At 64.2% G+C, this 13,634-nt stretch carries 14 protein-coding genes and 1 tRNA gene; all 15 read left to right on the forward strand.

Translation table 11 applies throughout. The features are described 5' to 3' along the window. The first annotated feature begins 318 nt into the window (after positions 1–318). A tRNA-Ala gene (locus AAA069_RS02685) sits at positions 319–391 on the forward strand. 75 nt (positions 392–466) lie between these two features. Beyond that, complete coding sequence (locus tag AAA069_RS02690; protein ID WP_349127491.1) at positions 467–2,500, forward strand: ABC-F family ATP-binding cassette domain-containing protein; 2,034 nt, start codon at positions 467–469, stop codon at positions 2,498–2,500. Continuing rightward, positions 2,487–2,783 (forward strand): hypothetical protein, encoded by a 297-nt coding sequence (locus AAA069_RS02695; RefSeq protein ID WP_168170409.1) that lies wholly within the window; start codon positions 2,487–2,489, stop codon positions 2,781–2,783. The genes AAA069_RS02690 and AAA069_RS02695 overlap by 14 nt, the downstream gene beginning before the upstream one ends. A gap of 9 nt (positions 2,784–2,792) precedes the next feature. Further along, the gene (locus AAA069_RS02700) at positions 2,793–3,476 is read left to right on the forward strand and encodes a site-2 protease family protein (protein ID WP_349127492.1); all 684 of its coding nucleotides are present in this window, start codon (positions 2,793–2,795) and stop codon (positions 3,474–3,476) included. An 84-nt stretch (positions 3,477–3,560) separates the two neighbouring features. Further along, complete coding sequence (locus tag AAA069_RS02705) at positions 3,561–4,370, forward strand: segregation/condensation protein A (protein ID WP_349127493.1); 810 nt, start codon at positions 3,561–3,563, stop codon at positions 4,368–4,370. Between the two features lie 11 nt (positions 4,371–4,381). After that, positions 4,382–5,110: an SMC-Scp complex subunit ScpB gene (gene scpB / locus AAA069_RS02710; protein ID WP_349127494.1), complete on the forward strand. Its 729-nt coding sequence runs from the start codon at positions 4,382–4,384 to the stop codon at positions 5,108–5,110. After that, a complete protein-coding gene (locus AAA069_RS02715) occupies positions 5,097–6,071 on the forward strand; it encodes a pseudouridine synthase (RefSeq protein WP_349127495.1) in 975 nt (324 codons plus the stop codon). Before scpB ends, AAA069_RS02715 begins: the two co-directional genes overlap by 14 nt. 66 nt (positions 6,072–6,137) lie before the next feature. Beyond that, a complete protein-coding gene (gene cmk, locus AAA069_RS02720) occupies positions 6,138–6,824 on the forward strand; it encodes a (d)CMP kinase (protein ID WP_349127496.1) in 687 nt (228 codons plus the stop codon). Positions 6,825–6,827: 3 nt separating this feature from the next. Next, positions 6,828–7,556 (forward strand): lysophospholipid acyltransferase family protein, encoded by a 729-nt coding sequence (locus AAA069_RS02725; protein WP_349127497.1) that lies wholly within the window; start codon positions 6,828–6,830, stop codon positions 7,554–7,556. A gap of 2 nt (positions 7,557–7,558) precedes the next feature. Then, positions 7,559–8,458, forward strand: coding sequence for a 4-hydroxy-3-methylbut-2-enyl diphosphate reductase (locus AAA069_RS02730; RefSeq protein WP_349127498.1), 900 nt, complete (start codon positions 7,559–7,561; stop codon positions 8,456–8,458). 2 nt (positions 8,459–8,460) lie between these two features. Continuing rightward, positions 8,461–9,903, forward strand: a complete 1,443-nt coding sequence (locus AAA069_RS02735; protein ID WP_349127499.1) for a DUF512 domain-containing protein — start codon at positions 8,461–8,463, stop codon at positions 9,901–9,903. A gap of 10 nt (positions 9,904–9,913) precedes the next feature. After that, the gene (gene der / locus AAA069_RS02740; protein WP_349127500.1) at positions 9,914–11,248 is read left to right on the forward strand and encodes a ribosome biogenesis GTPase Der; all 1,335 of its coding nucleotides are present in this window, start codon (positions 9,914–9,916) and stop codon (positions 11,246–11,248) included. After that, positions 11,241–11,924: a glycerol-3-phosphate 1-O-acyltransferase PlsY gene (gene plsY / locus AAA069_RS02745; RefSeq protein WP_349127501.1), complete on the forward strand. Its 684-nt coding sequence runs from the start codon at positions 11,241–11,243 to the stop codon at positions 11,922–11,924. The genes der and plsY overlap by 8 nt, the downstream gene beginning before the upstream one ends. A 9-nt stretch (positions 11,925–11,933) precedes the next feature. Beyond that, positions 11,934–12,941: an NAD(P)H-dependent glycerol-3-phosphate dehydrogenase gene (locus AAA069_RS02750; RefSeq protein ID WP_349127502.1), complete on the forward strand. Its 1,008-nt coding sequence runs from the start codon at positions 11,934–11,936 to the stop codon at positions 12,939–12,941. A gap of 18 nt (positions 12,942–12,959) precedes the next feature. Beyond that, a complete protein-coding gene (gene rpe / locus AAA069_RS02755) occupies positions 12,960–13,631 on the forward strand; it encodes a ribulose-phosphate 3-epimerase (RefSeq protein WP_271758996.1) in 672 nt (223 codons plus the stop codon). The last annotated feature ends 3 nt before the right edge of the window (positions 13,632–13,634 follow it).

The raw sequence follows: 13,634 nt of genomic DNA on the forward strand, positions 1-13,634 counted from the left end.
GGGTCGGCGGGAGCGCGATTGGCCCCGATAATGGGCCCGGCGCCGGCGGGATGGTCGTTGGGCGGATGGCGGCCCGTGGGGTGGAAGCGAAAACCGGCGAGCGGCGGAACCCGAGATGCCCTGGGGGCGCCGGGGAGGAGGGCGGCGGCAGCGCCGCCGCCTGCGGCGCGCGCCCCGCGGGCCGGATCCGGCATCGCGGGTCCCTTGCCCTCGAGTCCGCGCCGCGCTCTCGTCCCAGCGGCGCCCGCGCCTCCGGAAAGTTTTTCCAAAATTGTCCTTGCATCGGCGGGGGAGTTCCCGTATAGTACTTCTTCGCACGGGGGCGTAGCTCAGCTGGGAGAGCGCTTGACTGGCAGTCAAGAGGTCAGGGGTTCGATCCCCCTCGTCTCCACCCGAGCATTGAATGAGGCTCCAACGCAAGTTGGGGCCTTTTTTCATATAGGAACACAAGGTCAAAGGCGGCACCATGATCCTCCTGGTCGACAAGATCGAAAAAAGCTTCGGCGCGCGCGTCCTCTTTAGCGGCGCGTCCTTCCAGATCAACCCCGGCGAGCGCTTCGCGCTCGTGGGACCCAACGGCGCCGGCAAAACCACCATGCTCAAGATCATCATGGGCATCGACAGCCCCGACGCCGGCCAGGTCCAGTACGCCAAGGACTGCCAGGTGGGCTACCTAGAGCAGGAAACCAACCTGGAGCAAAAGGACACCACCATCCTTGCCGAGGTCATGGCCGCCGCCAAGGAAATCCGCCGTATGGGCGAGCGCGCCAACGAGCTGCAGGCCCAGATCACCGAACTCTCCGAGCAGGGCAAGGACGTCGACGCCCTCCTCAACGAGTACGGCCAGGTCCAGGACCGCTTTGAGCACCTGGGCGGCTACGAGCTCGAGAGCAACGCCCGCAAGATCCTGTCCGGCTTGGGCTTTAAGGTCACCGACTTTGAGCGCCCGTGCTCCGAGTTCTCGGGCGGCTGGCAGATGCGCATCGCGCTGGCCAAGCTCTTCCTGCGCCACCCCGACCTGCTGCTCCTGGACGAGCCCACCAACCACCTGGACCTCGAGAGCGTCCAGTGGCTGCGCGGCTTTATCGCCAACTACGACGGCGCCGTCCTCATCGTCAGCCACGACCGCGCTTTCATGGACGCCTGCGTCGACCACGTCGCTGCTCTCGAAAACCGTCGCGTGACCACCTACACCGGCAACTACAGCAGCTACCTCAAGCAGCGCGAGGACAACCTTGAGCAGATGCGCGCCAAGCGCGCCGCCCAGGAGCGCGACATCGCCCACATGCAGGTCTTCGTCGACAAGTTCCGCTACAAGCCCACCAAGGCAGCGCAGGCTCAGGAGCGCATCCGAAAGATCGAGCAGATCAAAAAGGAGCTCGTCATCCTGCCCGAGGGCCACAAGCACATCGACTTTAAGTTCCCCGATCCGCCGCGCTCCGGCGACATGGTCGTGGGCCTGGAGGGCATCTCCAAGTCCTACGGCAAAAAGCACGTCTACAGCGACATCGACCTCAAACTCTACCGCGGCGAGCACGTGGCGCTCGTCGGACCTAACGGCGCCGGCAAGTCCACCCTCATGAAGATCATCGCCGGCCTGGAGCCGCCCACCACCGGTACCCGCGACCTGGGCACCAACGTGGGCGTGGCCTATTACGCCCAGCACGCGCTCGAGGGCATGACCGAGTCCAACACCGTCCTGCAAGAGATCGACACCGTCACGCCCAAGTGGACCGTGCCGCAGCAGCGCAGCCTGCTGGGCGCCTTCCTGTTTAGCGACAACGATTCCATCGAGAAGCAGGTCCGCGTCCTCTCCGGCGGCGAAAAGGCGCGTCTGGCACTGGCCAAGATGCTTGTGGCCCCCGAGGCGCTCCTGTGCCTGGACGAGCCCACCAACCACCTGGACATCGACTCGGTGGATATGCTCGAGAACGCCCTGCAAAACTTCCCCGGCACCATCGTGCTGATCAGCCACGACGAGCACCTGGTACGCGCCGTGGCCAACCGCATCATCGACATCCGCGACGGTAAGGTCACGGTCTATGACGGCGACTACGACTACTACCTCTACAAGCGCGAGGACCTCGCAGCCCGCGCCGCCGCCGAGGTGGCAGGGGAGAGTGCACCGGCCGCGACCAAGTCCGCTAAGGTCACCGCGGCCCAGCCCGATGCGCCCGCCGCCGCTCCCAAACCGGCCGAAGGCAAAAAGACCAAGGAGCAAAAGCGCGCCGAGGCCCAGGCCCGAGCCGCGCTCAACAAAAAGCTCAAGGGCGTGCGTAACCAGCTCAAGAAGATCGAGACGGAGCTCGACAAAAAGCGCGCCCGCTATGACGAGCTTATGGAATTGATGGCAAGCGAAGAGCTTTATGCCGATCAAGACAAGTTCAACGCCGCGCTGGGGGAATATAACGGCCTTAAGCAAGAGCTGCCCAAGCTCGAGGACGAATGGCTGGAGCTTTCCACCCAGATCGAAGAGGAGACCGCGCGTGAACTCTCGTAAGGCCGCTGCCGTGGCGATGAGCATCATCGCCATCGCCTGTCGCATCTGCGGCATTTTTATGAGCGCGATGACCGTGCTGCTGTGCTTTAGCGGCCTCACCGCCAAGCTGCAGATCGTTGGCTTTGTCGTTGAGCTTTCGCGTGCACTGCCGAGCGCCATCGCCGGCTACGGCGTCATCACGTCGCCTTTTGGCGGTGTGTTCCGCCTGGATTATGCTATCGTCGCTGTGATCCTGTTTGTAATTGACTACCTGCTCACGCGCGCCTCGCGCCGCGTCCGCTAGGGGAGCGTTATGTCCAGCAGCTACATCATGAACCTGCTCGCCAGTGCCGTTGCCGTCATCGTTGGCATCGTGATCCACGAGAGCGCGCACGCCGCCGCAGCCTGGGCGCTCGGCGACAAAACGGCTCGCTCGCGCGGCCGCGTCTCGCTCAACCCGCTCAACCATATCGACCCGTTTGGCACCATCATCCTGCCGCTGCTCATGCTCGCAGCCGGTGGCCCGGTGTTCGCCTTCGCCAAACCCGTACCCGTCTACCTCAACAACCTCAAGCACCCCAAGCGCGACGAGGTCCTGGTGAGCGTAGCCGGCCCCGCATCGAACATCGCACTCGCGTGTCTTGCTGCCGCCCTCATGCGCCTGACCTATGGCAACCTCTACGCCAGCATGTCCTTTGCCGTGGCGTCACAAATCATGAACTTCGGTGCCACGTTTATCGTGGTCAACCTGTCGCTCGCGTTCTTCAACCTCATCCCGATCCCCCCGCTCGACGGCTCGTCGATTATCGTCCCGTTCCTCAAAGGCAAGGCTCTCGCCAACTACTACCGTCTGCAGCAATACGCCATGCCGATCCTTATCATTGTGCTGTACCTGCTGCCCATGTGGACCGGCATCGACGTTATCGGACGGTATTTCGACGTTACCGTGTATCCGCTGGCCGAGTGGCTGCTCAACTTCGCAATCGCCGGCATCTAAGGTAAACTTACAGGTCGACCGTGCAAAATGGTCGCAAACTGCACCCAAACCGCGCCGCGAAGGCGCCGTCAAAGGAGGTCGAAGATGTCGTATCGCGTGTCGACGCAGGTCTACAGCGGACCGTTCGACCTGCTGCTGCAGCTGGTAACCCGCCAAAAAGTTGATATCAGCGCCATCTCGATCAGCGAGGTGGCCGAGCAATACCTTGCCGAGGCCGAGCGCATCGAGGCGATGGACCTGGACGTGGCGAGCGACTTTTTGCTGGTCGCGGCAACCCTTTTGGACATCAAGGCTGCCTCACTGGTACCCCAGGAGGCCCCGCGCAAGGCAGACGACGATGACGAGGACGACGATGACCTCGAGGAGCTCAGCACGCTTGACGGCGACGCGCTGCGTGAGGTCCTGATCCAGCGCCTGATCGCCTACAAGCAGTTTAAAGGCGCGGCTGCGGCCCTCGGTGCCCGCATGCAGGCCGAAAGCCGCATGCACCCGCGTGTGGCCGGCCCCGATCCTGAGTTCCTTGGCCTTATGCCCGACTACCTGGCCGGCATTACTCTGCGCGGCCTCGCCGTCATCTGCGCCGACCTGGATGGCAAGCGACAGACCTTCCTGCTCGAGGCCGAGCACGTGGCGCCGCATCGCGTACCGCTCGACTTGACCGTGGCCTCAGTCGACCGCTTTACCATGACGCACCAAACCTGCACCTTCCGCGAGCTACTGGACGGCGATGCCACCACCGAGCAGCTCGTCGTCACCTTCCTAGCTATGCTTGAGCTCGCCAAGCGCGGCTCGCTCACGCTGAGCCAGGACGAGATCTTTGGAACCATCCGCATCAACCGCGTCGAGGGCGCCGAGGCCTATGTGCCCGGCGAGGGCCCCGAGCTCACCGAATAGGAGCCGCAACCATGTCAACCCTTTCCACGCTGGAGGCAAACAGCCTCAAAGGCGCCCTCGAGGCGCTGCTGCTGGTGTCGAGCGACCCCGTGAGCGCACCCGCGCTGGCAGGTGCGTTGGATATCGCCCCGGGCGAATGCGCGTCGCTGCTCGCCGAGCTCAAGGTTGAGTATGAGGAGGCCAACCGCGGCTTTCAGCTGCGCGAGGTCGCCGGCGGCTGGCGCCTGTTTACTCACCCCGCCTACCACGACGTGGTCGAGGCCTACGTGCTGAGCTGGGACACGCAAAAGCTGTCGCAAGCGGCGCTCGAAACCCTGGCCGTCATCGCATACCACCAGCCTGTGACGCGCGAGGTGGTCAAGGGCATCCGTGGCGTCAATTCCGACGGCGTCATTGCGTCACTCGTCGACAAGGGCCTGGTGCGTGAGCTCGGCCGCGACCCCCAGCGCGGTCAAGCCATCATCTACGGCACGACCAACGCCTTCTTGGAAAAATTCGGCCTGCGCTCCACCCGTGATCTGCCCGATCTGGAGCAGTTTGCCCCCGACGAGCAGTCGCGTCAGTTTATCCGCGAGCGCCTGAGCGGCCGCAGTATTCAGTCCACGCTCGAGGAGCAGGCCGAAGACCTGGACGAAGAGCGCGAACTGCTCGATACCGATGTTGAAGATGTTGAGGCAGTCGAGGACTTGGAGACCCTGGTCGTCGACGACCCCTCGGAGGATTTACATGACGAGGACTAACGAAGCAGGGGAGACGCACACCGTCGGCGCCACGGGCGCCACAACGCCCGCAGGCGACGTCCAGCCCGTCTACCCGCACACCATGCGCCTGCAGCGCTTTTTGGCGCGCGCGGGCGTGGCGAGCCGCCGTGGCTCGGAGGACCTGATGACCGCCGGCCGCGTGACCGTCAACGGCCAGATCGCGACCGAGCTGGGCACCAAAGTCGATGTCGACCGCGACCATATCGAGGTCGACGGCATGCCCGTCAAGCTCAACCAGGGCGCCGTGTACCTGATGCTCTATAAGCCGACCGGCTACCTCACCACCATGAGCGATCCACAGGAGCGCCCTTGCGTGGCCGATCTGGTCCCGCGCGACCGCTTTCCGGGGCTCTTTCCGGTGGGTCGTCTTGACCGCGACACCACGGGCCTTCTGCTCTTTACCACCGACGGAGACCTGTCGCAAGACCTACTGCACCCCAGCAAGCACGTCTACAAGACCTACCAGGCGCTGGTGGACGGCGAACTGTCCGACCACGATCTTGCGCCGCTGCGTCGCGGCATCGAGCTCGACGACGGTCTGTGCCAGCCGGCGATCTGCCGTGTCATCAACGCGCGCGAGGCCGAAGAAGTGGCCCCGCAGGGCATCAAGCCCGGCACCACTGCCGTGGAAGTCATCATCCGCGAGGGCCGCAAGAACCAGGTCAAGCGCATGCTGAGCAAGATTCACCACCCGGTGATCCGTCTGCACCGCTGTAACTTTGCCGGCCTGGAGCTCAAGGACGTGGCCAAGGGGTCGTGGCGCGAACTCACCGACCGCGAGGTGCAGATCCTCAAGGCCGGCGGCATCCCGCCTAAGCAGGCCAGCCCCAAGCGCGGCAGCGGCAAGCCCCAGGACACGCCCGCCAGCCGCACGCGTCACCACGGCAGCCACGGCTCCGCGCCCAAGCGCAACACCTACCGCGAGCGCTACACGAGCTAGTCAACCCGCCAAGCCGCAGCGCCCGCGTCCCATACCAGCACGTCAACCACCGAAAGGAAGCATTGCATGATCGTCGCCATCGACGGCCCCGCCGGATCCGGCAAGTCCACCATCGCCAAGGAGATTGCCCGCCAGCTGGGCTTTAACAAGCTCGACACGGGCGCTATGTACCGCGCCGTCACCTTCGCCGCGCTCGACCGCGGCATCGACCTGGACGACGAGGCGGCCATCGACGCCCTCGCCGAGCAGATCGAGATTCGCTTTACCAACGGCACCGGCGAGGACACGCGCCTGACCATCGACGGCAAGGACGCCTCGGCCGCCATCCGCACCCCGCAGGTCGACGCCAACGTGTCCAAGGTCTCGGCCTACCCGGGCGTGCGCGCGGCCATGCTCATCCACCAGCGCCGCGCCGCCGAGGACCGCGACATTGTCGCCGAAGGTCGCGACATCGGCACCGTCGTGTTCCCCAACGCGCAGGTCAAGGTCTTTCTGACCGCCGACCCGCGCGAGCGCGCCCGTCGCCGCGTGCTGCAGCGCCACCAAAACGACGCCCAGCCGCTCACAACCGAGCAGCTCGAGGCCGAGGTCGACGAGACCCTCCATGCCCTCAAGCAACGCGATAAGCTCGACAGCAGCCGCGAGGTCGCGCCGCTCGTTCCCGCCGAGGACGCGGTACACGTCGACTCCACCGCCCACACCATCGACGAGGTCGTCTCGATCATCGAGGACCTCATCAACCAAAGGAGGTAGCCCATGCGCCTGTTTAAGCAGACGCCCGAGGATTACTACAACGCCCCCTACGCCGAGTTCCCGGCGCTCATCCGCGGCACCGTCGCCGTGGTCATGGGCATCCTGTGGGTCTTCTCCAAGCTCATGTGGCGCTGGAAGGTCGAGGACGCCGACCTGCTATTCGAGCGCCAGGAAGGCCGCGGCAGCGTGGTCATCTGCAACCACACCTCGATGGCCGAGTTGCTGGCCGTGGAGACGGCGTTGTTCTTTGGCGGCCGACGCATTCGCCCCATTTTTAAGTCCGAGTTTGCCAAGAGCAAGATCGTGCGCTGGGCCTTTAGCCGCGTGGGCGGCATTCCCGTCGAGCGCGGCACCGCCGACATGAAGTGCCTGCGCGCCGCCCAGCATGCGCTGCAGCGCGGCGAGGACGTCTTGATCTTCCCCGAGGGCACGCGCATCCGCTCGCGCGAGATCAAGCCCGAGGTCCATGGCGGCTTTGCGCTCATCGCCCAGATGGGTAAGGCGCCCGTCAACCCGCTCGCCATCTGCGGGTGGTCCGATATTACGCCTGCGGGCAAAAAGATCATGCGCCCCAAAAAGTGCTGGATCCGTGCCGGCAAGGCCATCTCGCTATCCGATGCACCGGCCGAGCTCAAGCGCAAGGAGCGCCTGGCTTGGTTTGAGTCCGAGGCCATGAGTCGCGTCTACGCCATGCGCGACGACCTATGCGCCGAGCACCCGGGTAGGCTCTAGCCATGGGCGAGGAAGTCATGAACACCGCCGAGGCCGTGCTCGGCAAGGCAGACGCCCCCACCATCGAAATCGCCGCCCACGCCGGCACCTGCTACGGCGTGCAGCGCGCGCTCGACATGGCGCTGGCCGCCGCGCCGCAGGCAGGGGAGAGCGCTCAGGTCCATACGCTGGGCCCGCTCATCCATAACCCCATCGTGGTACGCGAGCTCGCCGAGGCAGGCGTGGGTCTGGCCGACACCTTAGACGACGCCACGTCGGGCACCGTGATTATCCGCGCCCACGGTGTGGTGCCGCAGGTCATTGACGCCGCTCGCGAGTGCGGCCTCGACGTAGTCGATGCCACCTGCCCCTACGTCAAGAAGGTCCACGTGGCCGCCGAGCGCTTGGTACGCGAGGGCTACCGCGTGATAGTCGTGGGCGAGCCGGGGCACCCCGAGGTTGAGGGCATCCTGGGCCATGCCGGCGATGACGCGCAGGTCGTGAGCTGCGCCGCCGATGCGGACGAGCTGCCGCTCAAGGGCAAGGTAGGCCTGGTTGTGCAGACCACCCAAACCGCGCAGAACCTGGCCGAGGTTGTGGCCTCCATCACCCCGCGCGTGCAGGAACTGCGCGTGATCAACACCATCTGCGCCGCCACGAGTGAGCGTCAACAGGCAGCAGCCGCACTTGCCAACCGCTGCGACTGCATGGTCGTGGTGGGCGGCAAGAACTCGGGCAACACCCGCCGCCTGGCGCAGATTTGCGCCGACGTCTGCGAGCGCACGCATCACATCGAGGAGGCGTCCGAAATCGAGGCCGCATGGTTTACCGACGCTCACCACATTGGCATCACCGCCGGAGCCTCCACCCCGCAAGAACACATCGAGCGCGCCGTCGAGCGCATCAAGGAGCTTTGCCGCTAATCATGGACCAGACCGTACCCGCATACGCCGCCGAGGTGGCCGATTACGGGCGCAGCCGCGACCCCGAGCCGGGTGAGGGCGCGCTCGTTAAAAACGTGCGTCCCGAATCGCCCGCATGGGATGTGGGTATCGAGCCGGGCATGCGCGTGCTTGCGGTCAACGGCGAGCAGCTGACCGATATGATCGTGTGGCTCTGGGAGGCAGACGACGACACCGTCGAGCTGGAGGTATTCGATCCGCGCGACGGTACCGTCACCCCCGTCGAGCTCGATCGCTTTCCCGGCGAGGACTGGGGCCTTGAGTTCGATGGCCCCATCTTCGACGGCATGCGTACCTGCGTAAACGCCTGTGTGTTCTGCTTTATGACGATGCTGCCCAAGGGCGGGCGCTCCACGCTCTACATCCGCGACGACGACTATCGCCTGAGCTTTTTGCAGGGCAACTTCGTCACGCTGACCAACCTCACCGACGAGGACGTGCAAAACGTCATCGACCGTAACATGAGCCCCATGAACGTGTCGGTCCACGCCGTGAGCCCCGATGTCCGCCGCCGGATGATGGGCCGCAACGCCCAGCGCGGCATGGATGTGCTCGAGGCCATCATGGCCGCCGGTATCGAAATCCATGCGCAGATCGTTTTGTGCCCCGGCATGAACGACGGCGAGGAACTGCTGAAGACTCTGCGCTTTTGCGAGGAGCACGAACAGATCACGAGCCTGGGCATTGTGCCACTGGGCTTTACCAAGCATCAGAACCGCTTTACGTGGTCCTACAGCGACAAGCCCGAGCTGGCGCGCGAGACCATCGCCATGATCCGGCCCTTCCAGGACCGTGCCTTCGAGCGATTTGGCCGCCATACCTTCCAGATGAGCGACGAGTTCTATCTGGACGCCGGCATCGAGCCGCCCGAGGCAGACTTTTACGACGGCTACCCGCAGTACTACGACGGCATCGGCATGATCCGCTCCTATCTGGACGAGACCGACGATGTCCTTGCCGCCGACGCCGAGCGTCTGGCACGCGTTCGCAAGGCTATGACCGCCCGCGACCAGCGCCTGGTATGTCTTTCGGGCGTCAGCGCACGCGATACCGTGGCCCGCTTCGTGGAGTCTCCACAGGGCCTTTCCGGCACCGTCACGGCCATCAAAAACCGCTACTTTGGCGGTAACGTGGACGTGACCGGCCTCATCGTCGCCAGCGATATCCTTGAGCAGCTGCCGAAAGACCTGTCGGGGGTTATGCTCTTTGTGCCTAAGCTCATGTTCAACGCTGACGGCATGACGCTTGACGAGTATCATCGTGACGATTTACTCGCAAGCCTTACCAGTCGCGGCGCCGAGGTTCATGTGGTGTCGACCATGCCGCATGAGCTGCTCGATACCCTGGAGCACATCCTTGGCATAACGCCCGCCAATTCAACTATTCCCGCTGACCCTATCCATTAAAGGAGAGCAGATGAAACCTATCGTCGCCGTCGTCGGACGCCCCAACGTGGGCAAGTCCACGCTCGTTAACCGCCTGGCCCAGACCTCGGACGCCATCGTCCACGAGTCTCGCGGCGTCACGCGCGACCGCTCGTATCACACGGCCGATTGGAACGGCCGCGAGTTCACCATCGTCGACACGGGCGGTATTGAGCCGCTTAAGAGCGACGACGTCTTTGCCACGTCCATCCGCGACCAGGCCCTTGCCGCCGCCGAGGAAGCCGCCGTCATCCTGTTTGTGGTCGACGGTCGCACCGGCGTCACCGAGGAGGACGAGTCGGTCGCCCGCATGCTCAAGCGCTGCGACAAGCCGGTCTTTCTGCTGGTGAACAAGCTCGACAACCCCGATCGCGAGAATGACAACATCTGGGAGTTCTATTCGCTCGGCATCGGCGAGCCCACGCCGCTCTCGGCCCTGCACGGCCACGGCACGGGCGACCTGCTCGACGACATCGTGGCCCTGTTGCCCGAGGAGGAGGACGAGGTCGCCGACGAGTTCCCCGATGCGCTGAACGTGGCCATCATCGGCCGCCCCAACGCCGGTAAGTCCTCGCTGTTCAACCGAATCCTGGGCGCCGACCGCTCCATCGTGTCCAACATCGCCGGCACCACGCGCGATGCCATCGACACCGTCGTCGAGCGCGACGGCAAGCACTACCGCATGGTCGACACCGCGGGTATTCGCAAGAAGAGCACCGTGTACGAGAACATCGAGTACTACTCCATGGTCCGCGGCCTGCGCGCCATCGACCGCGCCGACGTGGCGCTGCTCGTCGTCGACGCCTCCGTGGGCGTCACCGAGCAGGATCAGAAGGTCATGGGCTTGGCCATCGAGCGCGGCTGCGCCATCGTGGTGCTGCTCAACAAGTGGGACCTGCTCGACGACGACCGCAAGCGTGAGGCCTGCATGGAGACCGTCGACCGCCGTCTGGGTGTTATGGCTCCCTGGGCTCAGTACCTGCGCATCTCGGCCCTGACCGGTCGCAGCGTCGAGAAGATCTGGGCGATGGTCGACGCAGCCGAGAAGACGCGCTCGCAAAAGATCAGCACCTCGCGCCTCAACACGTTCCTCACCGACCTGCGCGAGTTTGGCCACACCGTGGTGGACGGCAAGCGTCGCCTGCGCATGCACTACGTGACCCAAACGGGCGTCAACCCGCCGACGTTTACGTTCTTCGTCAACCACAGCGACCTGGTCAACGACACCTATCAGCGCTACGTGGAAAACCGTATGCGCTCGACCTTCGATTTTTCCGGCACGCCCATTCGACTCTTCTTTAGGAAGAAGGAGCAAAAGGATGCATAATCCGATTCTGCTGACCGCCATCTGCGCCGTGGTCTCGTTCTTTATCGGAGCGATTCCGTTTGGCTTAATCCTGGGCCGCGTGTTCAACCACACCGATATTCGCAAGGCGGGCTCTGGCAACATCGGCACCACCAACGCCCTGCGCGTGGCTGGCCCCAAGGTGGCCGCACTCACGCTGCTGCTCGACTGTCTTAAGGGCGCTATCTGCGTTCTTATCGCCCGTCCGCTTATCGCGGGCGTGGGCTATGGCTTCCCTGTGAGCATCATGGCGCCTGGAGCCCCCGGCGATTGGATGCTCGGCGTCATTTGCCTGGCAGCCGTGTGGGGCCACATCTTCTCGCCCTACCTCAATTTCCATGGTGGCAAGGGTATCGCCGTGGGCTTGGGCGTCATCCTCGCCTGGTACTGGCCCATTGGGCTTTCGCTGCTGGGCATGTTTATCGTGGCCGTCGCCATCACCAAGTTTGTGTCGGTGGGCTCGCTTGCCGCGGCCATCGGTCTTCCCATCGCCGTCTGCGCGGTCTTTCCGTACGGCAGCCTGGGTCTCAAGTTTTGCATGGCGCTGATCGGCATCAATGTGGTGTGGGCCCATCGCGCGAACATCAAAAAGCTCATGGCCGGTAAGGAGTCCAAGCTCTCGTTTACCAAGCGTGTCACCGAGCCCGACGATAAGTAGGAGAGAGTCATGAATGTTGCGCTGATTGGCTCCGGCTCTTGGGGAACCGCCGTCGCCGGTCTTGCCGCCGCGCGAGCCGAGCGCGTGACCATGTGGGCCCATAGCGAGCAGACGGCCTCCGGCATCAATGGCGAGCACCGTAACCCCCGGTATCTGGTGGGATGTGAGCTGCCCGGCAACGTCGTCGCCACGACGGACCTGGCGCAGGCGCTCAACGGCGCCGACGTCATTATCTTTGCCGTGCCCTCCACGCACCTACGCAGCGTATGCCATCAGGCGGCACCCTGTATCGCCGCCGACACCCCGGTGCTCTGCCTCACCAAGGGTATTGAGCCCGAGTCCGGCCTGCTCATGAGCGAGGTCATTGCCAGCGAGATCGGCAACGATGCGCGCGTGGCGGCACTCTCGGGCCCCAACCATGCCGAGGAGATCTGCCGCGGCGGACTTTCTGCCGCCGTCATCGCCAGCGAAGATGCGCAGGTAGGGGAGACCTTTAAGGAATTACTCCTGTCCACGGCCTTCCGCATCTACCTGTCGCAGGACATGACCGGCGTCGAGGTTTGCGGCGCCATGAAGAATGTCATCGCCATCGTGTGCGGCATTTCCGCCGGCTCCGGCGCGGGTGACAACACGCTCGCCCTTATCATGACGCGCGGCCTGGCCGAGATCAGCCGCCTGGTGCACGCCCGAGGCGGCCAGGCTATGACCTGCATGGGGTTAGCCGGTATGGGTGATCTCATCGCCACCTGCACCTCGGAACATTCGCGCAACCGCACCTTTGGCTACGAGTTTGCCCACGGCGTGTCGCTCGACGAGTACCAGGCCCGCACGCATATGGTGGTCGAGGGCGCCGTCGCGGCCCGCAGCGTCAGCGAGCTCGCCCGTTCACTGGACGTAGACATTCCGCTCACCTTTGCCGTGGAGCAAACGCTCTACAACGGTGTTACTTTGGATAGGGCGCTCGAGATCCTTACCGACCGCGTCCCATCGCAGGAGTTCTACGGACTCACCGACTAGCGCAGAAAGGCTACTACCATGGGTTCCATCAAAATCGCTCCGTCCGTCCTCTCGGCCGATATGGCCAACCTCAAGGGCGAGCTCGACAAGATCGCCGGTGCCGACTTTGTGCACTTCGACGTGATGGACGGTCACTTTACCGGCAACCTCACCTTTGGCGTTGACATCCTCAAGGCCGTCAAGCGCTCCACCGATGTACCGGTCGACGCGCACCTGATGGTGTCGAACCCCGACGAGACCGTCGATTGGTACGCCGACGCCGGTGCCGACATGATCACCGTGCACTACGAGGCTTCCACGCACCTGCACCGCACGCTTACCCATCTGCAGCAGCGCGGCGTCAAGGCCGGCGTGGTGCTCAACCCCGCCACCCCCGTGTGCGTACTCGAGAGCATCATCGACGTCGTCGATATGGTGCTGCTGATGAGCGTGAACCCCGGCTTTGGCGGCCAGAGCTTTATCCCGGGCACCATCGCCAAGCTCCACGAGCTCAAGGCCATGTGCGAGCGCCACGGCGTGTCGCCCATGATCGAGGTCGACGGCGGCATCTCTTCCAAAAACATCGCCGAGGTCGTCAAGGCCGGTGCCAACGTGCTCGTAGCCGGCTCCGCCGTATTTAAGTCAGAAGATCCCGCTGCCGAGGTTGCGCTGCTGCAGAAACTGGGCAACGAGGCCGCACAGGAGGCATAAACC

Source organism: Collinsella sp. CLA-SR-H006, from assembly GCF_040097075.1.
Classification (GTDB): domain Bacteria; phylum Actinomycetota; class Coriobacteriia; order Coriobacteriales; family Coriobacteriaceae; genus Collinsella.

What these genes read in the sequence shown, in the direction of transcription:
- AAA069_RS02690 (WP_349127491.1), top strand. Translation starts at nt 467, where the DNA reads ATGATCCTCCTGGTCGACAAGATCGAAAAAAGCTTCGGCGCGCGCGTC.
- AAA069_RS02700 (WP_349127492.1), top strand. Translation starts at nt 2,793, where the DNA reads ATGTCCAGCAGCTACATCATGAACCTGCTCGCCAGTGCCGTTGCCGTC.
- AAA069_RS02705 (WP_349127493.1), top strand. Translation starts at nt 3,561, where the DNA reads ATGTCGTATCGCGTGTCGACGCAGGTCTACAGCGGACCGTTCGACCTG.
- scpB (WP_349127494.1), top strand. Translation starts at nt 4,382, where the DNA reads ATGTCAACCCTTTCCACGCTGGAGGCAAACAGCCTCAAAGGCGCCCTC.
- AAA069_RS02715 (WP_349127495.1), top strand. Translation starts at nt 5,097, where the DNA reads ATGACGAGGACTAACGAAGCAGGGGAGACGCACACCGTCGGCGCCACG.
- cmk (WP_349127496.1), top strand. Translation starts at nt 6,138, where the DNA reads ATGATCGTCGCCATCGACGGCCCCGCCGGATCCGGCAAGTCCACCATC.
- AAA069_RS02725 (WP_349127497.1), top strand. Translation starts at nt 6,828, where the DNA reads ATGCGCCTGTTTAAGCAGACGCCCGAGGATTACTACAACGCCCCCTAC.
- AAA069_RS02730 (WP_349127498.1), top strand. Translation starts at nt 7,559, where the DNA reads ATGGGCGAGGAAGTCATGAACACCGCCGAGGCCGTGCTCGGCAAGGCA.
- AAA069_RS02735 (WP_349127499.1), top strand. Translation starts at nt 8,461, where the DNA reads ATGGACCAGACCGTACCCGCATACGCCGCCGAGGTGGCCGATTACGGG.
- der (WP_349127500.1), top strand. Translation starts at nt 9,914, where the DNA reads ATGAAACCTATCGTCGCCGTCGTCGGACGCCCCAACGTGGGCAAGTCC.
- plsY (WP_349127501.1), top strand. Translation starts at nt 11,241, where the DNA reads ATGCATAATCCGATTCTGCTGACCGCCATCTGCGCCGTGGTCTCGTTC.
- AAA069_RS02750 (WP_349127502.1), top strand. Translation starts at nt 11,934, where the DNA reads ATGAATGTTGCGCTGATTGGCTCCGGCTCTTGGGGAACCGCCGTCGCC.
- rpe (WP_271758996.1), top strand. Translation starts at nt 12,960, where the DNA reads ATGGGTTCCATCAAAATCGCTCCGTCCGTCCTCTCGGCCGATATGGCC.